At 69.7% G+C, this 26,103-nt stretch carries 7 protein-coding genes; all 7 read right to left on the reverse strand.

Going from position 1 to position 26,103, the window contains the following annotated elements; all coding sequences use genetic code 11:
- Positions 1–27: 27 nt before the first annotated feature.
- Genes ABZ855_RS39625 through ABZ855_RS39655 form a run of 7 tightly spaced genes read right to left on the reverse strand, consistent with a single transcriptional unit; the run spans position 28 to position 25,883 of the window.
- Positions 28–825: a cupin domain-containing protein gene (locus ABZ855_RS39625; RefSeq protein WP_360815837.1), complete on the reverse strand. Its 798-nt coding sequence runs from the start codon at positions 823–825 to the stop codon at positions 28–30.
- Positions 822–1,616 (reverse strand): CmcI family methyltransferase, encoded by a 795-nt coding sequence (locus tag ABZ855_RS39630; RefSeq protein WP_360815840.1) that lies wholly within the window; start codon positions 1,614–1,616, stop codon positions 822–824. The genes ABZ855_RS39625 and ABZ855_RS39630 overlap by 4 nt, the downstream gene beginning before the upstream one ends.
- A complete protein-coding gene (locus ABZ855_RS39635) occupies positions 1,613–2,659 on the reverse strand; it encodes a M14 family metallopeptidase (protein WP_360815842.1) in 1,047 nt (348 codons plus the stop codon). The genes ABZ855_RS39630 and ABZ855_RS39635 overlap by 4 nt, the downstream gene beginning before the upstream one ends.
- Positions 2,656–14,352, reverse strand: coding sequence for an amino acid adenylation domain-containing protein (locus ABZ855_RS39640; protein WP_360815845.1), 11,697 nt, complete (start codon positions 14,350–14,352; stop codon positions 2,656–2,658). Before ABZ855_RS39640 ends, ABZ855_RS39635 begins: the two co-directional genes overlap by 4 nt.
- Entirely contained in the window at positions 14,345–23,323 is an 8,979-nt protein-coding gene (locus tag ABZ855_RS39645; RefSeq protein ID WP_360815848.1) for an amino acid adenylation domain-containing protein, read from the reverse strand. The genes ABZ855_RS39640 and ABZ855_RS39645 overlap by 8 nt, the downstream gene beginning before the upstream one ends.
- Positions 23,302–24,042 (reverse strand): alpha/beta fold hydrolase, encoded by a 741-nt coding sequence (locus ABZ855_RS39650; RefSeq protein WP_360815851.1) that lies wholly within the window; start codon positions 24,040–24,042, stop codon positions 23,302–23,304. Before ABZ855_RS39650 ends, ABZ855_RS39645 begins: the two co-directional genes overlap by 22 nt.
- A complete protein-coding gene (locus tag ABZ855_RS39655; RefSeq protein ID WP_360815854.1) occupies positions 24,039–25,883 on the reverse strand; it encodes a hypothetical protein in 1,845 nt (614 codons plus the stop codon). Before ABZ855_RS39655 ends, ABZ855_RS39650 begins: the two co-directional genes overlap by 4 nt.
- Between the last annotated feature and the right edge of the window lie 220 nt (positions 25,884–26,103).

The following is a 26,103-nucleotide window of genomic DNA, read 5'->3' on the forward strand; positions in this document are numbered from 1 at the left end:
GGAAGCACCGTGCCTGGCAGCCTCCTCTCAATGGGCCGGTGCTGCAGGCGCCCGCAGCTCGTCGGGCAGGTGGATGCCCGGCGGTACGACCGCAGCCTCGCCCGGCGCGGCGGCAAAGGCGCAGGCGAGATGGAGGGTGGGTACGCCCACCGGGGTCACTTCGTGGAACCAGCCGGGAGGCACGTAGAGCGCGTCGCCGGCGGCCAGTTCGCCTTCCCAGAACAGCCCGTCCCGCACGCGTTGCAACTCGTCCGGGGTACCGTCGGCCTCTCCCCGGGCCGCGGCCTGGATCCCCTCTTTGTAAGCGGTCGACTCCGGGCCGCGTACCGCGGTGCGCGTGGGGCGGTAGATCTTCCAGTACTTGCGCCCCGCCAGCTGTAGGACGAGGTTGTCGGTGTAGTCGTAGTGGAGGGCGAGTCCCTTCTGGCTGCCCCAGGCCGCATACGCGTTGATGTAGACGGGGGCCCCGGGACGCGACAGCGTCGCCGCGAGCTCGGCGAGCGGGGGATGGACCTCTTCAAGGGCCTCCACACGGAGGGTGGATCCGGCAAGGCGTCCTCGGAGTTCTGCGGTGGACGTTCTGCGCGGAGCCCGCCAGATCGACTCGCCGTTTGTGAGGACGCAGACGCGGCTCATGCCCGGGTCAGGCAGCGAGAGGTCCTTCTGGATGGTGGCGCTTCCCGGCCCCTCGAAGCACGAGGTTGTCAGGATGCGTTCCAGATCCGTCCAGGTGAGAAGTTCTTCGAGTCCGGGAATCGACATCCGCAGCGGCTTGTCCCCCGGATGGGCCGGGCCGTCCGGGAAGATGGTGTCCAGCAGGCTCATGCCATCCTCCTGAGAATCGAGTCGACGCAACTCGTCGCGTTGCGGCCGAAGAAGTCGGTGTAGTGGGTGTCCACGGTGTAGGCCCCAGTGTGGGCAGCGGTGAATTCCCTCAGGTCGGAGGCTTTGCCAACGCTGTCCTCCACCATGATGTAGTCGCCCTCTTGAAGCTGTTCGTGCACGAACTCGAGCACGCCGCGGACCCCGACGTGGGCGTCCTCGACGACTAGGCGGGGACCCCGCGCTAGGACATGGGCGGGCAGGATCTCGCCCACCCGGCGGGCATCCCCGGTGATGAACTCGACGGAGGGATGGACCACCGGGACGGGGTTCACGTCGAGCGAGACGATCCGGCATGCGAACCCGTGGAGTTCCGCGAGGTCGGCCATCCACAGAGCACTCGCGCCGTTTCCGGAGCCCACCTCCAGAATCACTGCCGGGCGGAGCTCCGCCAGGAGCATGGGCACGAGGGCGAAGTCGAACGCACTCTTGAACAGGTTGTGTCCACGCCACTGAGTGGGGCGTGCCGTGCCCTGACTCATGATCAACACGTCGTCGGGGATCTCGCTCCGGCGGTGGGGATCGAGACCCGTCAGGTCGACGGACTGCCGCTGGGGCCACGGGACGAATCGCCCGGCATCCAACGCGGCGTCGTGGCGCGCCAGACGGGCCCGCCATTCCGGGTCCTGCTCCTTCGCCTGGCGCAGGACCCGCCGGTCGTAGTACGTCGGAATCCCCTGCTGGTCCCGGTCCACCCGGTCTTGTGTTCGGCGCATCATTGCGTCGATGGTCACTGTGGCTCCATTGCTTGATCGATCAGGTGGACGCCTCTGTCGAGAACTCGTCGCCGCCACGTCGGTGAGGTGGGGGCGAAAGCGTGGGCGAGGCGGTTGCGCGCCCAGACGGAACGGGCATCGTCACGCCGGCCCCAGAACCAGGCGCGGTTCTCCTGATGAAGTGCCGCGATGACTTCGAGGGCGGACACGGTGCCGAACTCGGCCCCGCACAGCGTGTAGTCGCAGTCCGGCAGGAGCTCTTCGCACCAGGGGCCGAGCCCGCCCTGTACCCGGTAGTGCCGCACCGTCTCAAGTGCGGGGCGGGCATCCGGACCGAAGCGTCGCACAAGGGCGTCGGCTTCCTGTGTGCCCTCGCGCCGCGGCAGGAGGAGCTGCAGTTCCCCGCTGGTGCCCAGCCCCGTGTGGATGTCGAGGTGGAGCACCTCGCGGGCTCCCTGCGTCCAACGGGGGAGCCCCTCACGCAGCAAGCCCTGGAGAGTGGCCGGTCCCGAGCCTCCGAAGAAGAGGCCCCGCGGCGACTCGTACTGGCCGCCGCTGATGGCCTGGAAGACCGCCTTACGGCCCTTGCGTGCCGCGGCGTACAGCGCCTTCGGCAGCAAGGCGTCCCAGCGGCTCGCCTGGCGTTGCGGCACCAACCACGGCTCGACGTCCTGCCAGCCCGGAGGGGCACCGTCGAACTTCTCACCGCTGAGGAGGAAGTTGCGGTTGAGGTCGATGTTGTCGCCGTCCACACGGCGCTGCCACGCGAACCCGAACGGATTCAGGATGTGGATCAGCACCACCCGCGTCGACGTGCCGGTCAGCTGCGACAGCCAGCTCCTCTGTATCGCGGAGCCGGCCACTCCCTCCACACCGTGCAGGCCGGACGACACGATGACACAGCGTGCCGCGCGGGAAGGCCCGAAAAGGGCAACGTCGACGGTCAGCGGCTCGCCTCCGGGGCCTTCACCGCCGTGCGGTATCCGTTCGAGGTCACCGTGGCGCTGCGCCAGCTCCCGGAAGGCCTCACTCGCCTCATTCCATCCGTACAACCAGGTCATATGAGTTCCTGAAGTAGTGCCTCAAGGTGTGTCTCAGGCTCGATGCCGGCCTCCGCGAGGAGACTCCAGCTGTGCTGCCCGTCCAGTCGGCCACCTCGCGGTCCGGCCGGATCGAGCGCCCCGTTGGTGCGCGACGCCCGAAGCAATTCGAGGTAGGGGGCCAGGGGATGGGACGGATCGCGTTTGACGGCCGTCTCCACCCGCCGAAGCCACTGGTCCGGAGGAAGCGGCTCCAGAGTGCCGATAACATCCGCGATCTGGCGGAGGGTCGGCGCCGGCCGCTCCTGGAGGTGCCACGTCCGAGGCGGCATGCCCATCGACGCAACTATGGCCTTCGCGGCCACCCTCCGCCGGACCAGCGGCAGGTCGAGGTCGACGTCTGGGTAGGCGCCGGTGGCCGTGCATCCCCGCAGGAGGGCAGTGACGTAGTCGTCCGACCGGGAGTGACGGTCCACGACCAGAGCCAGGCGATGGACATGGGCCTGTCCGCCGCGCGCCACGAACGAGCGCACGAGGCTCTCCGAGGCCCACTTGCTCTGTGCGTAGCCACCCCGGACCGGAGGACTATCGGGCAGTGGAGTCTCCTCGGGCAGGACATTACCGCCGTGGTCACTGAAAACGGAGAGGCTGGAGATGTAGTGCAGAACCGCGCCGTCGGCACAGAGGTCGAGAATCCGTCGTGTGCCCTCCACGTTCGTGGGCGCGAGCGTCGCGTAGTCCTTGACGAAAGACACGTCCGCCGCAGCGTGGACCACCGTGCCGAATCGTGCGGGCGCCTGTGCCGGAGTCACGGCCTCGAGGTCCCCGGCCCAGGCGAAGGCCCGATCGGCATGATGCTCGGCACCTTCCGCCCGAAGCACCTCGGCGAGGCGGGACTCGGCGTCCCCGCGCAGCAGGCAGTGCACCTCGTGGCCCTGCTCGAGAAGTTCCGCGAGCAGGGCGGAGCCCAGCATGCCGGCCGCGCCGGTCAGCAGGACGGGCCCCGGTCGGGGCGCGTCCAGGGTTCCGGACCAGACCGCGTCGGCGCGTATCTCCGAGGCAATGGGACGTCCGCCGAGGAGGGCATGGATCACCTTGCGACGAGGACCCAGCTCCAGCGCGGTGTCGAGCCTGGCCTCGTCGACGCTTCCCACCGGGCAGAGACCGAGGTCGAACGCCGCCGCCTCGCCCGCGAGAAGCTGCCCCATGTACCCGGCTTCAAGGGTCGCCAGACGTGTGGCCGCTTCTCCATACAGGGGTTCTAGGGTGTCGAGGTCGGCCACCAGCATTACCGCAAACGCGGCACCATGTGCGAGTGAGTGGTTCGGTCCCGAATCGGCAGCGGCTGGCTCCCAAGGGGTTTCACTCACCCGGATGAGCCGACCGGCTAGGGCGTCGACGAACCAGCTGCCTGCCAGGCCGTCCACTCGTCCTTCGGCCACCTGGAGGTAGGCCTGGACACCGTGCGCCCCGCCGGCGGACGGGTACAGCCGCTGGTCGTCCCGGTTCACAAGCAGAGCCAGGAGCTGCTCGACACCCTTCGCGGGAAGGGGGGCAGCCACGAAGTCGCGATGGCTGCGGCGGCTGCGCAGGCTCTTCGACGACTCGGCCACGGGCAGGGCCCGTTCGGGGCCGACAAGTTCGCGGTCCCCCTGACGTCGCTTCGCCTGATCACGCAGCTCCGGATCCAAGACCACGGCTGTGGCGGCTGCGCCGTCGGCGCGCAGCAGGGTCGACAGTCCCCGGACCGTGGGGTTGGCGAACATGTCACGGACCGGCAGTCGCTGTCCCAGCTGCTTCTCCACGAGCGACACCAGACGGATGGCGAGCACGCTGTCGCCGCCCAGCGCGAAGAAGTCGTCGTCCACTCCGGCGTCCGGCTGTCCTAGGACCTCGCGGAACAAGGCCAGCAGGCTGTCCGAGGCGGGCTCCACAGGGGCGACAGCCAGCGGTTCCAAGGCCGTCCGATCGACCTTGCCGTTGGCAGTGAGGGCGAGCGCGTCCACCATGTGGATCTGCCGCGGCACATGAGCCTCGGGCAGGCGCTCCGCCAGGTGTCGGCGTACGGACGTCTCGTCGGTCGTTCCCACGACATGAGCCACCAGATGACGCTGACCCGAACGTGCCTGGGGCGCGGTGACGGCCACCTGTCGCACATCGGGGTGCTCGAGAACTGCAGCCTCGATCTCACCGAGTTCGATCCGGTGACCGCGGATCTTCACCTGTCCGTCCCGGCGGCCCAGGAACTCGATCGTCCCGTCGGGTCGGAAGCGCCCCAGGTCCCCGGTCGCGTAGAACGGCTCTCCCGTCCGCGGATCGGTCCAGAACGCCGCCGCGGTGCGAACAGGGTCCCCCCGGTAACCGCGGGCGACGCCCCGGCCCGAGATGTGAATCTCTCCGGTGACCCAGTCCGGCCTCGGATTACGCCGACCGTCGAGAACGTGCATGCCCTGGTTCCGCAGCGGGCGCCCGTACGGCACGCTCGGCCACTCCGGGTCGTGCTTGTAGATCTCGTGCGCGATCGACCAGATCGAGCCCTCGGTTGCTCCGCCGAGACTGATCACCCGGCATTGCGGAGCCACTGCTCGCAGCCGGTCCGCCAGTGTGACGGGAATCCAGTCCCCGGACATCAGGACCAGCCTGAGCCCCGGAAGCCGCCGGCCGGTTGCCTCGAGGTGTTCGACGAGCATCTCCGCGAGGGCGGGGACGCTGTTCCACACGCTGACGGCCTCGCCCTCCATGCGGTCCACCCAGGCGGCCGGGTCCCGGAGCACCTCTGGGTGGACGACAGTGCCACCCGAAAGCCAGCTGCCGAAGAGGTCGAAGACGGACAGATCGAAGTGCAGCCCGGACAGGCCGAGCAGCCGGTCCCCGTTCAGCCCGAACCGGTCGGTGACATCGGCGAGCGTGTTCATCGCCGCCGCGTGGGGGATCTCGACGCCCTTGGGACTCCCGGTCGATCCGGAGGTGAACAGGACATACGCCAAGTCTTCCGGGCCGGCGACCTCGGGCAGGGGTACCAGAGGCGCCTCGCGATCGGCATCCGCGAGCTCGACCTGGGGCAGACCCGACGCCCAGCTCGCCGGCGCAACCGCACAACGGACACCGGCGGTGTCGAGGACCGCTTCGATCCTGCGCTGGGGCCAGGCGGGATCGATCGGAACGAACGCGCCGCCGGCCGCCATCACCCCCAGAGCCGCGGCCGCCTGTCGCCAACCGTGCCGCGATTCGACGGCCACGACGTCCCCGACCTGCAGTCCGCTGTCCATCAGCCGGCGCGCCACCGCTCCTGCGGCTGACGTCAGTTCACCGCGGGTGACGTGCTCTCCCTCCGGAGTGACCAGGGCCGACGCGTCGGACGCGCCACCTGCGAGCAGCGTCTGGTGGAGCAGGGCCGGGCCCGTGGCGGACCAGGCGGTGTCGCCATAGGCGTGCCGCTTCCGCTGCTGGTCGAGGGGGAGGCCGGGGACCGCGGACGACCAGTCGCCCCGCGCGACCCAGTGCAAGGTCGCCGCGAAGCGCTCCATCATGCCCTCGACGACCCCCGGTCGGAACAGGCCGGCCACCAAGTCCCATGTGCTGACGAGGCCGCCGTCCTCCTCGCGGACCTTGTGGTCGAGCCAGACCTGCGACGTCTGGGTCAGGGCGTAGGCCACCTCGCCGAGGCTGCCGCGTCCGGGCGCGTCGAGTCCGAGCGTGCTCGTGAACACGACGGGGAAGGTATGGGCCCGGCCCAGTCGGCGCAGCGTCCGGACACAGCGGACGGCGTCGAAGGCATTGCTGTCGAGCGCCTCCCACAGACGTCCTTGCAGCGTGGTGGCGAAGGTTCCCAGGTCTTCGGCGGGGCTCACCTGGACGAGCCGAGCGCTGGTGAAGTCCCCCACCACCCTGTCCACGCCGGGGTGGATCGGAGGCCGGTCGAAGAACGTGACACCGAGAGCGAAATCAGGTTCCTCCGCCCAGGCGCCGAGCACCCACGCGTACGCCGAGAGAAGCGTGCCCGCCGGCGTCAGCCCATGGGCCGCACCGGCCTCGCGGACCGAGCGCCAGGTCGTGGCGTCGAGTCGTATCTCCCTTCGGTCGAAGCGCACTGAGTCCAACTGCTCCGGGTCGGACGCCAGGGGAAGCTGAGGACCGGCCGGGAACGACGCCGCGCGGGAGGCGAACTCCTCGTCGTCGCGGGTGCGGTCGCGTTGCGCTAGGGCCACGGCCAAATCCCGGTAGGCCGGTCCCGGGGGTGGCAGCTCGCGCCCCTCGATCTGCTGGGCCAGCTCCCGGGCGAGAAGGTAGACGCTGTGAGCGTCGGCGATGAGTGCCGGAACGCTGATGTGCACCCTTGTGCGGTCTGTCAGTTGCGATACCCAGACGCGCACCAGCGGCCAGCTGGCCGGATCCGGCCGATGGTGGGACCGTTCCTCCCGGCGGGCAAGGAGCTCGGACTCGGGTGCTCCCCGCAGGTCCTCCACCACCACGGGGAACTCCCCAGGGTCGGCGAGAACACGTTGACGGCCGTCAGGGTCGAACACCGCACGCAACATGTCGTGACGACGTACCAGCACCCGAAAGGCACTGACCAGCTGATCGGCCTGCACGTCCGTGTCGAACTCCACGTATCCCTGCGTACCGACACTGCCCAGGGTCATGTCGTCGCGTCCGCCGACCCAGTAGGCCTGCTGGAGCTCGGTGAGAGGGAACGGCTCCTCGGCAGCCGACGGATCCTCCACGAGCATCGGAACCTCGTCTGGGGCCCGCTCGGCATTCCGCAGCGCCACCTCGAGGGCCGCGACCGACGGGTGGTCGAACAGGGTACGGAGCGGCACACGGACCTTCAGCCGGTCCTCGATCCGTCGGCACAGGGTGATCGCGAGGAGCGAGTGGCCGCCCAGCGCGAAGAAGTCCGCGTCGGCGCTCGGCACCGGCACGCCCAGTACCTCTTCCCACACGGCTGCCAGGGCGACCTGTGCCGGGTTCTCCAGCGTGGCCGCGTCGAGCGCTGTCCACTCGATGGCGCCGAGTGCCTTCCGGTCCAGCTTGCCGTTGGTGTTGAGCGGGAGGCGCGGGACGACGATCCACCGCGACGGCAGGAAATAGGGCGGCAGTGCCTTCGCGATTTCGGCTGCCCACCGCTCGGCGTGGCGGGGCTCGGCCTGCAAGGCGCGATCGCACCCGCCGGTGGGGACGATCCAAGCCTCGATGCTGTCCCCGTCGAGGCGGCAGGCTCCGACTTCGACGTCGCTCAGGGCCGAGAGGCGGCCATCGATCTCCAGGAGCTGTACGCGGTGCCCGCGCACCTTCACCTGGTCGTCGATCCGGCCGAGGTAGGCGAAGCTCCCGTCAGGCAGCAACCGCGCGCGGTCCCCCGTGCGATAGCCCTCCGAGGTGAAGGCCGGGTGGTCCGGGAGACCGAGGTAGCCCAGGGCCAGCCCGGCCCCAGTAAGCACCAGTTCGCCGCTCTCCCCCACCTCGGCGCACGTCCCGTCGGAGAGGCGCCTGATCCAGGCCCCCGTACCGGTGATCGGACGTCCGATGGTTGGTTCCACCGGCTCGGTGTAGTCCTCGAAGAACGCGTTTGACGTGGACTCGGTCGGTCCGTAGAGGTTGCAGACGCGTTCCACCTTCGTCAGGAGGTCCGCGAGCAGGTCGGACGGGAGTGCCTCACCGCCGAGGTTCACCGTGCGCACCGTTTCCGGGAGGCATCCCGCCGCGAGCACCTCCCGAAGCGCCGACGGAACGGAGTAGACGAGACGGACGGGTGTAGGAGGCGACTCCTCGACAAGCGCCGCCACGTCACGGATGACGACGACCGAGCCGGGACCGGCCAGGGGGACGTACAGCCCGAACACAGACATGTCGAATCGGATCGGGGCGGTGAGCAGGGCCCCGGTGAGCTCGTCCTCGGAGAAGGCGGTCCGGGCCCAGCCGATGAGTGCGCGCACGCTGTCGTGTCCGACCGCTACCGGCTTGGGTACTCCAGTCGAGCCCGACGTGAAGATGATGTAGGCGAGTTCCGCGCCCGTAGGCTCCTCAGTCCACTCGGGGCCGCTCTGGAAGGGGTCCAGTCGCGGTAGTTCGAGGTCGACGTCGCTGACCGCCAGTTCCACGTCAGCCAGATCCATCTCCAGGCGGCGCCGACCGGCCGGGCTGCGGGAATCGAGCGGGACCACGGTGCAGTCCGCGAGCAACACGCCGTACACCGCGACGAGCATGGCGCAGCCGGGTGGCACCTGCACGCCGATTCGGGAACCGGCGGGCACGCGCGCGCGCACGGCGGCGGCCAGTCGCCGCGCCGCCCCGAGCAGCTCGGCGCGGGTGAGGCTGCTGTCCGGGTCGACGACAGCGGTGTCCGCGGGATGCTGCTCGGCGTACTCGACGAAGGCCCCGAGCAGGTGGGGACCGGCCGAACGTACGGCGGGTTCCGGTTCGACGCGCGCCGGGCTCGGTGCGGCCACACCCAGAAGGCTTCGCAGACTGTCCCTCACCGCGGCGCCGAGGCGGGCGGGCTCATCGCCCGAGAAGAGGCCCTCGTCGATGTCGAGCTGGAGCGCGAGGCCGGCGCGGCCTTCCGTCGCCACAAGCGTGGCGGGGAATCGTGCCTGGCCACCCTCGAGCTCCAGCCGACTCCACTTCAGGGGCCCCTCAGAGACCACCTCGGGCAGATTCTGGTAGAGCAGGGCCGCGTCCACGAGCGGGTCCGTGCCCGCACGGTGCTCGGTTGCGTGCCGGGCGGCCAGCCGGGCGTAGGGCACCTCGTGGTGCTGGAGCGCCGCACGCGCCTGGTCACGGACGCCAACGAGAACGTCCTGCGCGGGAAGGCGCACGCGGAACGGCAGCAGGTTCACCAGGGGACCGACCATGCCCTCGAGTTCCTCGCGGTCCCGATTCGCGTGGTGGAGCCCGACGATGAGGTCGCCCTGCCCGGTCAGCCGTCCCAGTGCCTGAGCGAAGGCCGTGAGGACGATCTCGAAGCGGGTCACCCCCAAGGTGCTGGAGGCGGACCGCAACGCGGTCTCGACGGCCGGTTCCAGCGGGATAGGGTGGACGGCGCGCCGGCCGTTGGCGACACCGCTCCCGAGCTTCAGGCGTGCAGGCAGGTCTCGCAGAACTTCGTCCCACCAGCGCTCCTGGGCCTCGAGGTCACCGCGGTGCACGCGGTGCTCCATCCAGGCGGCCCAGTCGCCGAGCTGCAGTGGCCGTTCGTCCTGCACGCCGTCGAACAGCTCACGTGCCAGGGCGACCGTGGAACTTCCGTCGGCGATCGCGTGATGGCAGGCCAGAAGGAACACGTGGTGCGTGGGGGCGACCTCGAACAGCACCGCGCGCACCAAGGGCGCCTGCCGCAGATCGAGCCCTTCGTCGAGGGCGTCGCGTGCCTGGCGCAGAGCGTCCGCCTCACTCGCCACGGACCGTGTCTCCAGGCCCACGGTGCGGCGGTCCCACACCAACTGCACCACCCGGCCGTCGCGCTCTTCGAGGGAGGTGCGCAGGGCCTCGTGACGCTCGCACAGGGCCGCCAGCCTGCAGCGCAGTTCGTCCTTGTCGAGCGACCCTTCCAGCCTTACCAGCGTGGGGATCATCCACGTACCCGGCGCGTCGGACAGATTCTCGAGAACCCAGAGCTGGGCCTGGAGCGGTGCCGCGGGCAGCACCGCCGATTTCGGCGCGGCGCGGCGCGTGGAGGTCCCCACGAGCTCGCCCAGCAGCTCCACTCCCTGGAGCACCTGGTCCGCGGGAACTCCGAAGTCGATGAGGCACGCCACCTCGTCGGCGCCGGCGGCACGCAGTTCGGCGAGCCGGTCGCGACACCGGGCGAGGTCGCCGACCATGCCGCCGTGCTCGACCATGCGCTCGGCGGACCTGAGGGCGAGGGCACGGGCGTCCCCGTCGGACGGGAGCAGTGCCTTGTCCGCCCCACTCGCGTGGGCCTGTTGCAGGACGAGGTTGTTCAGCGCGTAATCGGCATACGCCGCCACTGCGGCCGCGCGCGTTTCGGCGTCGTTCTTGCCGACGAGCGTGTGCGTCATCACCGTCACGCGCCCGCCCGGCTGGTCGCCGCGTGCGCGACGGTACCGGGCAACTCGCTCGGAGAGCTCGCCGATCGACTTGTAGTTGAGGTTGGTCAGGACGTTGAACCCGTGCTGGGCCGCGAGTTCGAACGTCTCAGGGGCCTGCGAAGTCAGCCACAGCGGGAGACGCTCCTGGACCGGCCTTGGCCAGGTCCGGACCGAGACGTGCTCCCCCTCCACGTTCGCCAGTTCGACGGCGTCGCCCTCCCACAGCCGGCGCAGCACGTCGATCTGCCCGAGCAGACCGTTCTTGCGCTCCGCGTAGGGGCCCTTCGCGAGCACGAAGTCGCGGCGATGCCATCCTGAGGCGATGGCCAGGTCCACACGGCCGCCCGAGAGCTGGTCCACAACCGCCCACTCCTCCGCCACGCGCACCGGGTCGTGCAGGGGCAGGACCACGCTTCCGGCCCTGAGCCTCAGCCGCTGCGTCCGGGCGGCAAGGTGTGCGGCGATGAGAGACGGGTTCGGGAACATCCCGCCAAACGCGTCGAAGTGGCGTTCGGGTGTCCAGACTGCTTCCAGGCCGAGTTCGTCCGCACGGACCGCCGCCTCCACAAGGAGCCGGTAGCTCTCCGAAGGGTCGTCGGCATGGCCGGAGAAGAAGAACAGACTGATCCCCGGGCCTCCGTCCGAGGGCGCGGGGCGCGCCGCGCCACGCGTCTGCCAGTGCCGCTCGGCCCGCGGGATGGCCGCTGCCGGACGCTTCTCGGGCGTGGCGGCCAGGGCCGCGACCAGCGCTCGGGGGATGGGATGATCGAAGAGCAATTGGAGCGGTACCCGCTGGGAGAGCCGGTTCTCCAGCCGCCCGGCGACCCGCAACGCGTCGAGGGAGTTCGCCCCGAGGTCGAACAGACTGCGATCGGGGTCGACGGCCTTGCCGACCACCTCGGCGAAGGTGGCGACGACCGTCGCCAGAACCGGGTCGGCTGGTGTGTCGGCGGCCGGAGCGGTGACAGAGTCCGGCCCGGGCCCGGTCGTGACGGCACGCAGAGCCGCGCGGTCCACCTTGCCGTTCTCGAGCAGCGGAAGCCGGTCCAGAAGGTGGATGCGGGTGGGGACGAACGTGCTCGGAAGCCTGGTGCCGAGCGCGCGCATCAGCCCTTCAACGTCCAGTGTGGCGGGGCTGGCGAAGGCGTGCAGGCGGACGTCCGTCCCGTCGTGCACCGCGAGCACCTCGGCAGCCGTCACGCCCGGCAGGCCCGCGAGGACGGCGCGGACCTCGTCGGGCTCGACCCGGACCCCCCCGATCTGCACCTGGTCGTCGACCCGGCCGGTGATCTCGATGCATCCGGACGGCCGGAGCCGGCCGCGGTCGCCGGTGCGGTACACGCGGCGATCCCCGTCCCGTGCGAAGCGCCCCCCGGCATCAGGGTCTCCGTGGTAGCCGTGTGCCACGGCATCCCCCGCGATAACGATCTCGCCCTCCGCCCACGGGGCGTCGAGGCGTTCTCCATCGGTGCCGCGCAGCCATACGTCGGTGTCCATCACCGGCAGGCCCACCGGCACACGCGACACGGCGGCGCCCTTCTCGGTGAACCACTGGAGTCCGGTCGTGCTCTCACTGGGACCGAAGCCGTTGACCAGGACACAGCTCTCGGGCGCAGCCCGGTTGAAGAGTTCCATGTCGGCTGGCAGGACGGACTCCCCGCCCAAGACCACGGCGCGCAACTGTCGGGGCAGCCCTTCGGCGGCAAGCAGCCGGAACAGGCTGGGTGTGGTGTGCAGAACCGTGGCCTGCGGGAGAACCTCGTCGCACAGAGCCCGCAACCCGTGGCGCCTGGGCGAACCGATCACAATCGTCGCCCCGACGACAGACGCGGCGAAGATGTCCATCACCGCGGCATCGAACGCGAACGACGCGGTCATGCAGATGCGGTCCGACGGCCGCAGTCCGATGGACGATGCGAAGCGACGTGCGTGCGCGAGGACACCGGAATGGCTCTGTACGACGGCCTTCGGCCTTCCCGTCGTGCCGGACGTGTAGAGCAGGTAGGCAATGGCGTCGGCCCCGGGCAACGGGGGGAGCTCACCACCCGGATCCGGGGCGTCCGGGAACGGACGCGCCGCTGCGTGCTCGGCACGCTCGGCGTGGCGCGGGTCCGAGTGGTCAAGGGGGACGTACGTCCGCCCCGCCCTCAGACAACCGAGCATCCGCGCGATGGTCTGCGCGCTCGTGTCCGCCACGATGGCGACGGGGCCTGGAGGCATACCGTGGGCCAAGCGGGCGAAGCGCGCGGATTCGGCCAGAATCCGCTCCGCCGACCAGTGGTCGTCACCGTCGACGACGGTGGGGCCGGCCGCCAGCAAGCACTGCACCAGACCGTCGGCTGTCTCCAATGGCCTGCCGATACGGCCGCGCAGTACCTTCTGCTGCTCGGCCTCACGCCGTCCGAGAAGGGCAGCAGCGTTTTCGTCCATGCCGTCCGCCAAGGTCAGCAGGTGCGCCGCGAGCCGTCCTCCGAGTTCCTCCAGTGCGGAGTCGGTGAACCCGCCGGGGGGCGTCGCCAGCCGCAGTTCGATGTCCTCGCCCGGGACGATCGCCACGACCAGCGGCACGTCCGCCTGCTCCTCCACCGAAACGGACCGCACGGCCAGCGGGGAACCGTCGAGAACCGCTCTGTCCACGGGGTAGTTCTCGACCACGAGCACGGAGTCCGGCGAGGACAGACCCTCGGCACGCGCCACTTCGTCGAGCGGCGTCCAGCCGTGGCGGCGGTCCGTGACCAGTTCCTCCTGAACGCGCGCGAGCAGTGCGTGGACCGTCTCCTCCGGCTCGAAGCGCACCCGAGTGGCCATGGTGTTGACCAGCATGCCGATCATGTCGTCCACGCCCGGAAGATCGGCTGGGCGGCCGGAGAACAGCGAAGCAAAGGTGACGTCCTGTGCGGCGTCCGGTTCGGCAAGGCACCCGGCCCAGCCGACCGTGGCAAGGGTGCCGAGCGTGACCGCACGGGCCTTGCACGCGGCACGGATCCGATCCGACGCCACCGTTCCGAGCCGGACCGTGTGCTCACCACCATCGCCGCCGGTCTCTCCACCGAGCCGAGTGATCGAGGCGCCGGCCAGCCGGGACCGCCAGTGCTCCCGGCCGGGAACCGGGTCGGTGGCACGCAGCCACTTGATGAATTCGCGGAACGGCGGTGCGGCCGGACGGTCGCCGACGGCGCCGGACAGCGCCGCCCGGTACCCCTCGTCGACTTCGAGGAGCACCCTGCCAAGGCTCCAGCCGTCGAGCAGCAGATGTTGGAAGGTCCAGATCAGGACGGCCCGGTCGGGCAGCAGGACGAGCACGAGGCGGAAGAGCGGCGGCCGGGTGAGTTCGAAGCCTTGCTCCCGCTCGGCCTGGGCGAGGGCGTCGATATCCTCGTCGGGTCGCTGCCGCCAGTCCTCCACACGCCAGGGCAGGACGAAATCGCCGTGCACGACCTGCTGCGGTTCGGACAGTCCGGCGTGGTGGAACGTGCTCCGGAGTGCCGGGTGGCGGCCGCACATGCCGTGCCACGCCTGCCGCAGGGCCGCCGGGTCGGGGCACGCGCCGAGCTCGATGCGCAGCTGCTCGACGTAGGCGGCGGAGTCGGGTTCCAGCACCGCGCGCACCAGCATGGCCTGCTGCAGGGGCGTGAGGCCGTGGATGTCCTCGACCTTAGTCATTCGTGGCCTCCAGACCAGCGAGTAGTGCGCGAAGCTCGTCGTCGGGAAGTCCGCTGTGGGGGAAGTCGACCGCACTCGCCGTGGCGGTGCGCGGCGCCTGGAGAAGGCTGCTCAGTGCGGTCTCCAGCGCGGACAGCCAGCCGTCGGAGTCGTCGCGGTGGTTCAGTTCGGCGCGGAGGCTTCCGGAAGCGGTGTAGAAGGTCACGCGACGCTCGTTGGCTCTGGGCAGATCCGGGTCGCGCAGGGGCAGCGTGTTGTCCCGCAGCAGTTCGAAGCGGGACGAGCGCTCGTCGCCCAGTACGCCGAGCGGGTTGACCACCAACGAGGCCGACTGCCCGGAACGGGCGTACGCCGCAGCCAGTGCGATGCCCCCGTCCGGCAGCTCACGCAGGTGCTTCTTCACCTGGACCAGGACGTCGGTGGGTGACCCCGCGGTGAGCGCCATGGGCACCAGGGCGGTCAGCCAGCCTGTCGTACGGCTGAGGTCGAACTCGCCGAGCATGCGGCCGTGACGCTCCAGCTCGACGTCCCAACGTCCGGTCACGCTGCCGTTGGCCCAGGCCGCTGCTGCCACGAGGAGTTCCTCCTCGGTGCAACGGAGATGCTCCAGGGCGGCCCGCAGTGCATCGGGTCCGGGTGAGAGCACCTGCGTGGTCAGGTGTCCCTCGCGTTCCACCCCGGTTGGTTCCAGGGCGGGGAAGTCCGGGACCTGCGGCGCCGGAAGGTTCGCGACGGCGTGGCACCAGGCCGCGTAGTCAGTGGGCTCGGGCAGGAGTTCTGGTTCACGGCCCGCTTCGAGCGCGTCGAGCGCTATGTCCAGGTCTCCGACTATCACACGCCACGACTGTGCGTCGACCACCGTGTGGTGTGCGCACAGCACGAGTTCGTCGGGCAGCAGCGTGGCCCGCAGCAGCGGACCGTCGTCCGTGAAGCCCCGGCAGGCGGTCCCGATGTCCCCTCCGTGCTCCAGCACGTGGCCGCCGGAGTCACCACCGTTCAGCGTGGAGCCGAGCGTTGGGTGGGCGGCGATGACCGCCGTGAGAGCCCGGTCGAGGAGTCGGGGGTCGAGCTCACGAACGAGCCGCAGCACGACCGCTTGATTGAAGTGGCGGGGCAGCCCCTTCGCTTCGAGCCAGTTCCGCATCGGCCCCGGTGGCGTGGGCCCGGCGGGAACCGGCGCGGGCGCCTCCGGTCGCCTCAGGTGGGTGGAGAGGGCCCGGAACGTCGCATCCTCCGCTATCGCGGCCGCGGGCAGACGCCACCCGGTCCGTGACACGAGGGCGCAGACACGGAGCCAGCTCACGGAGTCCCCGCCGGCGGCGAAGAAGTTCGTGTCCGGTCCGGCCGGCGGGGCGCCGAGTACCTCTCCCCATGCCTGGGCGAGGACGTCCGAGTCGGTCGGCACGGACGTGAGCTCGGGTGCCGCGGGCACCTGGGCCGCCAGAGCGGCACGGTCCACCTTCCCGTTGGCGGAAAGGGGCAGTGCGTCCAGGAACACGACCGCGTGCGGAACCATGTGGTCGGGCAGCTTCCGCGCGAGTTCGCGGCACAGTTCCGCCTTCGAGGCCTCGGCGCCCGGGCGCGGTACGACGAATCCCACGAGCCGTCGGTCGCCGCGCGGGTCGCCGGTGAGGAGCACCGCCGCACGGTCGACGCCGGACAGGGCCTCCAGCGCGTGCTCGATCTCACCCAACTCGACACGGTAGCCGCGGATCTTCACCTGGTTGTCGACGCGTCCGAGGATCTCGATCGTGCCGTCGGGCAGCCAGCGCCCGAGGTCACCGGTGTCGTAGAGCCGCACGCCGTTGTGGTTCAGGAACCGCTCTTCGGTACGTGCCTCGTCCCGCCAGTACCCGGAAGCGAGACCCCGCCCCCCGATGAACAGCCGGCCCGCCACATGCACCGGACAGGGCTGCAGCCGGTCGTCGAGCGCCTGCACCGTCTGATTGGCGAGCGGACGTCCGTAAGGGATGCTCGCCCAGCCCTCGTCGACCTCGTCGACGCGGTAGGCGATGGACCAGATCGATGCCTCGGTCGCGCCTCCGAGGGACCAGACGGCCGCTTCCGGGGCGATGGCACGCAGACGCGACGGAAGCCTCAACGGGATCCAGTCACCCGAGAGCATGAAGGTCCGCAGATCGGGCACCGCGAGCTCCGGATCCGCCTCCAGCGCGTCGGTGAGCATCTGGGCGAGTGCTGGCACGGAGTTCCACACGCGGACCCCGTGGGCGTTCGCGGCACGTGCCCAGGACGCTGGATCGCTGCGATCGGCGGGATAGACCACCGCCGCTCCCAGCCTCCAGCTTCCGAAGAGGTCCCACACCGACAGGTCGAACGCGAGGGCCGAGAGGGCAAGCACGCGGTCATCCGCGCCGAACGACATCCGCCGGGAGATGTCGACGAGGGTGTTCACCGCCGCCTCGTGCCGGATCATGACACCCTTCGGTCGTCCCGTGGACCCGGACGTGTAGATGACGTACGCGAGGTCTCCGGGCTCCGGCAGACGGCGGGCCCGAGCAGGCCCGCAGTCCTCGAGGGCGATGCCCTCACCCCACGAGTCGCCGGTCCGAAGCACGCACTCCGGCCCCGCCTCGTCGAGGATCTGCCGGACGCGCTCCGCCGGCTGGGACGGGTCGACGGGCACGTACGCGGCCCCCGCGAACAGGACGCCCAGCGCGGCGACGGACTGCCGCCACCCGTGGGGCGCGACGATCGCCACCAGACCGCCGCGCGAGACCCCCTCACCGAGCAGCGCGGCCGCCACCTTCTCAGCCTCCGTGACGAGCTCGGCGAAGGTGAGCGTGCGTCCCCCGTCGATCACCGCGGGTGCGTCGGGTGTGCGCGCGGCCGTCGCCAGAACCCCGTCGACGAGCGTCTCACGCACCACCGGTGCTTCGGTGGCATTGGTCCGGGCCTGGAGGAGCCTCTGCGTCTCCGGAAGCAGCTCCGGCACCGGTCCGTCCCAGGGCTTGTCCACCAAGGTGCGCAAGAGAGCGGACCAGGCCTCGAAGAGCGCGTCGAGCACACCCGGCTCGAACATCTCCTCGACACTGTCCCAGTTGTAGTGCAGGGCACCGCGGTGCTCGTAGACCTGGAGGTCGAGCCACACCTGCGGAGTCTGGGAGATGCCGTGCACCAGCTCGCCCAGCCAGGACCAGTCGAATTCGCGGCCGAGTTCGGGCGTGGTGAGAGCGCTGGTGAAAACCACGGGCAATCCGGTCGCGTCGAGTCGTCCCGTCCGCCGTGCCAACTCGCGCGCCAGGTGGACACCGGAAACGGAACCGTGTGCCAGTTCCTGCCACAGCCGCGCCTGCACATCACGCGCATGTCGCTGGAAGGTCTCCCACTGGGCATGCATCGCGTGCGGCAACACCGAGGTGAAATCGCCCAGCAGTTGGTTCACATCCGAGTGAACGGGAAGCCGCCGGAAGACGGTCACATTCAGAGCCAGCTTGTCCTCGGTACTCCAGCGGGCCAGCACCCATCCGAACGCGGCGAGCAGTGACGCGGAAGGGGTGACGCCACTCCGGCCGGCCCGCCGCTGGAACTCCGCCCAGGCTTCCGGTTCGAGCAGCCCGTGACGCCGGGTGAACCCGGTGCCGGTACGGCGTGCGAGAGGAAGCCGAGGGGCAGCAGGAAGCTCGTCGAGTTCCGCGCGCCACCAATCCATGTCCGCCTCGTCGGGCGCGCCCTCCGTACTCATGACGTAGTCACGGAAGGTCAGCTCGAGCGGCGGGGCATCCCGCGAGGGCTCGTCGTAGAACTCCCGGAGCTCATCGAGCAGAAGGACGCGCGACCACGCGTCGCAGACCCAGGCGTCGAGACCGACGTGCAGACGGACTTCGTCCCGCAGAAGGCTCGCCCGGACCTCGATGAGCGGCCACTGTTCGAGCGGGCGGACCCGGTGGCCCATCTCCCGCCGCCAGGCACGCACGCCGGCTTCGGGGTCGGACGCCTCCCGCAGGTCTTGGACGACGATCCGGAACGGCGGGGTCTCACGCAGCACCTGCTGGCGGCCGTCCTCGGTGGCCACGGTCCGAAGGGAGGGATGCCTGTCGACAAGACTCCTGAACGCCCTTTCCAGACGCGGCAGATCCAATGCGGGATCACAGCTCAGTTCACGATAGGTCTGGGCAGCGGCACCGCCGAGCTCCAGGAAGTCGCGCCGGCCGACCCAGTAGGCCTCCTGCACCGGGGTCATGGGGAACGGTTCATAGGCATCGTCCGGAGCATGAACGACATCCGGCAGCTTGCGTGCGGCCTGTCCCGACGAGGACAGCCCGCGCCGGACCAGCTCGCGCGGCGTCCTGGCCTGGAGAATCTCCGCGAGGGGAATGTCCCGGCCCAGCGCCCGCCTGATCGCGGCCGCAAGCTCCAGCGCCTTCAGCGAGTGACCGCCGTGGGCGAAGAAGTCGGCGTGCATGTCCAGCTCGGGTTCGCCGAGCGTGGTCCGCCACGCCTCGAGGACGGCTGCTTCCAGCGCGTCGGCGGGGAGTTCCGCGGCGACGGGGACGTCGTTCACCACGACGGGCAGCGCCCGCAGGTCGACCTTGCCGTTCGCGTGTACGGGAAGCGTGTCACAGGCCATGGCGCGTTCGGGCACGAGTGCGGCGGGAAGCTGGTCGGCGAGCTCGTCCCGCAGCGAGCTCCACGGACGGTCGGCGACGAACCAGGCGATGAGACGGTGATCACCGTCGGGGGACGGCTCGGCACGCACTGCCGCCTGGCGCACCCCGATGAGCCCGGAGAGCATGTCGGCCACCTCGGCGGGGTCCACGGCCACGCCGTGCACCTTCACCTGGCGGTCGCCTCGGCCGAGGATCTCGATCACACCGTCGGGGCGCACGCGACCGAGGTCACCGGACCGATAGGAAATCTGGCCGCTGCCCAGGGGATCAGGGATGAAGCGCTGCGCCTGTGCGACGGGCTCGTTGGCGTAGCCGTTAGTGGCGAAGGGCGTTCTGATGAGGATTTCGCCCGGCTCGCCGACACCGCACGAGGTTCCGGCGGCGTTGAGGAGCATGACGGCCGTCTGCGGAAGCGGACGGCCGATCGGCTGGACGCCCGGCTCCGGCTGCTCCGGCACCCGGAAGAAGATCTTGGTCTGGGTGGTCTCCGAGGGACCGTAGAAGTTCAGCACTTCGTAGTCGCCGGGAAAGTGCTCACGGAACCGGGCGACGAGGGTGTCACTCAGGGGCTCACCGGCGAAGAAGACACTGCGCAGGGCGGGCAGAGGAGTCGGTTCCGTGGTTGCCAGCCAGCTCTTCGCGAGGGTGGGGACGAGGTGGAGCCGGGTCACTTCCCGGCCTGTCAGGAGGGGCATGACGTGTTCACCGCTCACCTCGGCGGGATCGGGCAGGAGGTGCAGGACCCCGCCCGAGGTGAGTGGGAGCCACACGTCGCGCAGCGACATGTCGAAGGCCAGATTGGTCAGCAGGACAAAGCGGTCCTCGTCACCCACTTCGAATTCCTGCCGCTGCCAGCCGAGGAAGTGCGCGATGCCGCGGTGGGTACCGACGATCGCCTTGGGCGTGCTCGTCGAACCGGTGCTGAACACGACATAGGCAGGCCCGGCCGGGTCGGCGGGGACGATCTCACCCACAGCCTCGGCGATCTCCACAACCGTGCCGAGCTCGGCGTCCCGCTCGTGATGACCGTCCGCTCGTACGACGACGGCGGCCGACGCCTCTCGGACCATGGTCGTGAGCCGACCCGGCGGAAGCCGGCGGTCCAGGTGGAGCACGGCTCCGCCAGCGAGCATCGTGCCCAGAGCGGCCGCGACCGTGTCGAAGCCGGCACTGCCCAGTACTCCGACGATATCGCCGGGACGGGCCCCGGCGGCCTGGAGGGTGCCCGCGACCTGAAGGGCGCGCCTCTGAAGGTCACCGTAGGTCCACGTGGTGCCCTCGCGTTGCAGAGCGACCCGCTCCGCTGCGACGGCCATGACGGCGCTGGGAATCAGCACCATCTCCGGGGTCGGCAGCGGACCTGCCTGAATGGGGAATCGGAGCTCGGCCCGCGCGGTGCGCAGTGGCCAGCCCAGACATTGGCTGCCTGGGGCACGCACAAGCTCGCCGAGGGCGAGTTCGACCTGGTCGACGAACTCCTCCGCGGCCTCGTCGTCCATGAACGAACACTGGCGGAGCAGGACGAGGCGCAGACCTTCGTCTTCGACGGCCGTGATGGTGAGGGGGATCTTGGCCTCGGGTGGGCACTCGTCCAAGGAGGTTCCCTCGATGGTGATTGCGCCCACCCTGGCCGGCACGGCCAAGTGGTCGAGCACCACGTCCACGTGAACGGACTCGCGCGGCAGTCCGAGGCGGGACTGCAGGGACTCCAGCGGCAACGAGGCGTGCCCACGCAGTTGCTGGAGCTCCTGCGTGAGCTGCCGCACCAGTTCGGTGCCCGTGGTCTCGTCCGAGACGCGTGCGAAGGCACGCTGTACGGAGACGAGGCAGCCGACGGTGCGCGTCCACGGCGGAGTGCGGTTGGCGAAGGGCACCCCTACGGCGACCTCACCTTGCCCACTGACGCGGCACAGCACGACCGACAGGGCCGCCAGCACCAGCGTGGCCACCGTGGTGTCGAGATCCCGTGCCCGCTGCTTTAGCGCGTCGGCGTCAGCGATACGTCGCGAGGTGAGCCCCGCGCCTTCGGCTCCGGGCCGGGTCCAGGGCAGTTCGACGCTGCCACGGTACGGACGAGCACGCCAGAACGCCAGGTCGTCGGCATCGTCGCCGGCGGCCAGCGCCTTGCGCTGCTCGGCTGCCCAGGCCAGTCCCGAGGGCGGAGCAGGGGGAAGCGGCCGACCCGCGAGAAGGGCCTCCAGCTCCTCGATGAGGATCCGCACCGACCAGCCGTCGATCACCCGATGGTCCCAGGAGAGCTCCAGCCGGTCCCCGTCGCGGCGCATGGTGAAGGGCCGTCCCGAGGTGAAGTCGGGCCGTCCCCCCACGGGTGTCCAGGCCACCCGCCGCTGGCGCCCCTGCGTGTTGGGGCCGCTCGTGGCGAGTGCGGGATGCCGGTGGACCAGCGTGGCGACTGCCGACGCGACATCGGCCCTTGGGGGCACACCAATGGTCACCGAGACCGGAGGCAACCCTGAGGGGGACAACTGCGACAGCAGCCACAGTCCTTCCTGCTGAAGGGAGAGGGGTGCCTCGTCCGGCTCCGGAAACGCCTCCCCGGCCTTGGGTGCCCGGGCAACGAGTTCTGCCTGGGCCTCGAGCGTGCCTGCAGCGAGCAGTTCGACGGGCGACACATGAACACCGTGACGCTCTGCGACACGAGCGGAGAGCTCGACGGCCAAAACGCTGGCGCCGCCCGTAGCGAAGAAGCTCGCCTCCGCGGATTCGACCCGCACACCGAGCAGTTCCTGCCACAGGTCGGCGAGCAGTTGCTCCTCCGGGCCCGAGGGTGCCCTCCCGGCCCGGCCCTCGGTCCACCGGTGGACCGAGGGGAGCTCTCCGGCCTCCCACGCCGACCGGCACGCACCGCGCTGGAGCTTTCCACTCGTCGTGCGCGGCAGCGCACGGCCCCGTAGTACCACCACTTCGTCCGGTTCGAAGGCGATCGCGGCCCGGAAGGCTCGACGGACCTGGTCCACCACTTCGTTGGCGGCGCCGCGTGCTTCGAGGGCCAGTACGAGGCGCTCCGGCTCTCCGGGGACCGAGAAGGCGCATGCAGTCAGGACGCCCTGGACCTCTTTTGCGATCATTTCGAGGTCGTGCGGGTGGTGGTTCTCGCCCCGCAGGATGACCAAGTCCTTGGACCGGCCACGTACGTAGAGCTCTCCGTCACGGAGGATGCCGAGATCACCGGTGCGCAGCCACCCCTCCCGGCCGTCGCTCGTCCGCAGACCGCAGTTGTCGCTTCCCGACGGACCGTGGTAGCCGTCGGCGACGCTCGGTCCGCGGACCCAGATCTCTCCGGTCCCTTCGGCCGGAGTGCCCGTCTCGTCGACGATGGCCACTTCCTCGACCGGCTGACCGCAGCTCACGCCATGCTCCGTCACACGGGGGGCCTTGCCGACGGCATGGCAGGAGACAAGCAGCGTCGACTCGGCCAGGCCGTAGCAGGGCGTCAACGCACTCGGCCGGAAGCCATGACGCGCGAAAGCCTTGGAGAATCGCTCTAGAGTTCGAGCAGAGATCGGCTCCGAACCCGTGAATGCGACACGCCAACGGCTGAGGTCGACGTTCCCAAGGCGCGCCGGGTCGATCCGGTCCGCACACCAGGCGTACCCGAAGTCGGGCCCCCCGCTTGTGGTAACGCCGAAGTCAGAGATCGCGCGCAGCCACGCACTCGGATCACGGACGAAGTGCTCGGGGGACATCAGGACGACATGCAGCCCCATGCGCAAGGGGTGGAAGAGGTTGCCCACCAGGCCCATGTCGTGGAATAGCGGCAACCAACCGCCGACCACATCGGTCTCATGCTGGTCGAACGCCCGCTCCATGGCCGCGAGGTTTGCGTCGATATTCGCCGTCCGAACCCGTACACCCTTCGGTTCGGAAGTGGAACCGGACGTGTACTGCAGTACAGCGAGGTCACCGACTTCGATCCGCAGGTCCGGCTCACTCTCCAGATCGGGAAGTACCGCTGAGGCAACCGAATTTCGGCTGAAAGTGAGCGTGCAGCCAGCGTTCTTCGCGATCTGTGCCAGGCGGGCCTCGTTCCGCGGACCCGGGTTCGCCGGGGCGGGAACCGCGACACGGCCGGCCATGAGCACGCCCACCAGGGCCGCGACCAGATCCGGACTCGTGGGAAGTGCCACGAGAACCCGGTCGCCGGGAGCCGTCTTCCGTCGGACCTGAGCCGCCACACTGCCCGCGCGACGGAACAACTCGGCCCTTGTAAGGGTGCGCGGTTCAGAATCAGCAGTGACAAACGTTACGGCAGGCGCCTCCGGACAGCTTTCCAAGTGCACCAGAGCATTGTTCAAAAACGTCACAAAAGCCCCCCAAGGCATGCATTGATGACCAGTTCGGTGACGGCTGGATCTTCCAGGACCGCCATGTGCGCTCCGGGATGGCGAAACAACTTCACCGCACCATTGGTGTGACTTTTCCAACGCTGAATTCCGACTTCGTCGAGGTCGTCCTCGACACCGGCAAAAACGAAGAGCGGCATGTCGATCGACTCACCGATTTCTTCGGGAAAACTGTCGACCAGCGCCAGATCTCCGCGAAGTGGGGGCAGGAAAATGGAAAGAAATTCCGGAGCGTCTAGGATCTGCGGCGGCACCGCGCCCCAGCGCTTATGCACCTCAATCGCGAACTCGTGGTCCGGCAGCCCCAGAACGTCGCCGTGCGACCTCGAGCCGGACCCCGGCGCAACCTCCCCCGAGACCACCAGGGCGCGGACCGTGTGCGGGGCGGCAGCGCACAGCCCACGGGCGAGCAGCGCTCCGAGGCTGTGGCCGAACACCACGGTCGGCAGCGGCGGCAGGGCGCGGTACGCGGCGCACAAAGCGTGCATCGCATCCGCCGCGGACGTCAGCGGCTGCTCGGCCAGCCTAGTCTCACGCCCGGGCAGGCGCCCGACCCGCAGGTCCACGTCGTCGGGCAGGAGAGAGCGCCAGCCGAACCATGCCGCCGTACCGCTTCCCGCATGAGGGAGGATCAACAGCCTCCTCGTGGCCGCGGCGCCGGTTGGCGGAGCGGCCGGCAGCCATATGTCGGGGTTCATCCTGCCGCCCGTCCGTACGAGGGAAGGTCGAGAGGCCATGCCGTGCGCTGACGGTTGGTGCGGAGCACGTCGTCCGCGACCAGTCGCCACGCCTCGGACCGGCGCACTCCAGCGACGGCGAGGCGCTCGTTCAACCTTTCGGTCTCGAACGCCGTGACGTCGGGCGGAAGGGGCATGTCGCCCGGGTCGAGGATGCGAACAGCACCGGTGAGGTCCCTCGCCGAGACCATCCGGCCGGCGTTGAAGCTGCTCGGGGAGAAGGGCACGTCCAGGTAGCCTCGCGCGAACGCCTGCTCGACGCATGCCGCCAAGTCTCCGGGGCAGAGGGAGAGCACTGCTTGCAGCAACGCGCGGACCGACGCCTCGATTCGGGCGGCCTCGGCCGCGTCCGGGACATAGGCGGAGCGATCAGCGTGGTCCACGCCCCAGGCCGCTAGCGCCAGGGCCTGCGCGTTGTCGCCGACGGCTGGGATCCGTGTTGCTTCGCAGGCCGTCTTGACGACGATGCGGTCCGCATTGGCCAGAGCAGCGGTCTGGGCGGACATCCGGATGAGTTCCTCGGCATCGTCTGGATGCCGAGGAAAGGCACCCATGTACTGGTGGAACACCGTGGCGACACGGACCTGCCCCCCGCCTCCGAGCAATTCCCGGCCCAGCACTCCCATGACACGTACGGCAGCGATGTCCTGGGCGCGGCAGCCTTGTTCGGCATAGGCGAGTGACACGGAACGGACGCCTGCTTCGACCGCCAGCATGCCCTCCAGCAGATTGGTGGTGATGGCCACGCACGGGGGTAGGAGGGTCGCGGTCAACGTGCCGAAGAATTCTCGGTCGAGGACCACGCCGAGCTCGGCGTACCGACCCGTGAGCCGGTCCACGTACCTCCACCGGTCGATGGACACGGAGAGCGGAAGCTCCGCGTAATACGGGATGTTGTAGCAGATCGCCCCGCCCTCGAAGGCGGTCACTCCTCCGGCGTAGCTCAACTCGGCCAGCAGACGGGGGTCACGCGCGCTGTGGCGGGTCTGCAGGGGCACAGGGCACTCGGCGCTGATCCGCCTCAGGGTCTCGACACCATGGTTCACCACGGGGAATCCGTTGAGGTCCCCCCGGTCGGTCATCGCGCGCTCCGCCGCCGCGTACCGCCCGTCCCTGGTCAGCGAATCGACCTGGAACGACAGCACATCGGCGCCAGCCGCGTGCAGTTCGGAGAAGAGGCGCTGCTGGTTCCCGCGGCCGACCACCCCCGATCGCGGGTGCAGCAGCGGGCGCGGAGCAGCACCGTGCAGCTCCGCAAGTGATGGCCGGTCCGCGAGTACAGCGGCGTTCTCCTGGATGTCCCGCGCCGCCTCGCCCGTGGGCCACTGGCCGAGTACCGCGTCCCGTCCTTGGATCAACGGTTCGGCACGGCGGCTCGGTAAGGAGACGACCCCTCGGCGCTTCAGTGGCCGGCCGGCCAGGTCCTGCCGCAGCGCGGCCACGACTTCCTCCGCCTCGACGAAGTCCGCATACACACGGGTGAACCCGAGCCTTTCCAAGGCTTCGGTGTTCCCGTCGATCGTGGGGTGACCGCCCAGGTACCAGAGGCAGGATCCGGGCAGCCCCTCGACATCACGCAAGTAGTGCCCTGCGTGACCGTCCATGTTCGACACCAGCACTGCGTCACAATGCGCTGCGGCGGCAGCGAAGCGCTCGAAGTCGTTCTGGATCCCCATGTCATGGATCTCGAACTTCGCTGCGAGCAGAGCGCGTTTGAGTACGACGAGTCCGACGGAGTGGCTGTCGGCGCCGAGTCCGCCGACCGCCAACGTCGCCGCCCCGGCGCGGCGTGCATCCAACAACTGCGACTCCCATCAATGATCTCTCAGCCGACCAGAGGGACGCGCATCCACCGGCCGAAGGACCTGCGAATCAGACAGTGGAACTGCCATCGTCGTCGCACCAAGACCTGGGCAACCCACGGTCGACGCCGCGCAGACACGAACAAACAGCGATCCCCCCATCGTCCGGCACGCAAGCGTACGGGCGAGTTCCACCGCAAGGACATCACTCCAGTGATAT

Origin of the sequence: Streptomyces sp. NPDC047042 (genome assembly GCF_040644035.1) — a bacterium.
In the GTDB taxonomy this organism is placed as follows: Bacteria; Actinomycetota; Actinomycetes; order Streptomycetales; family Streptomycetaceae; genus Streptomyces.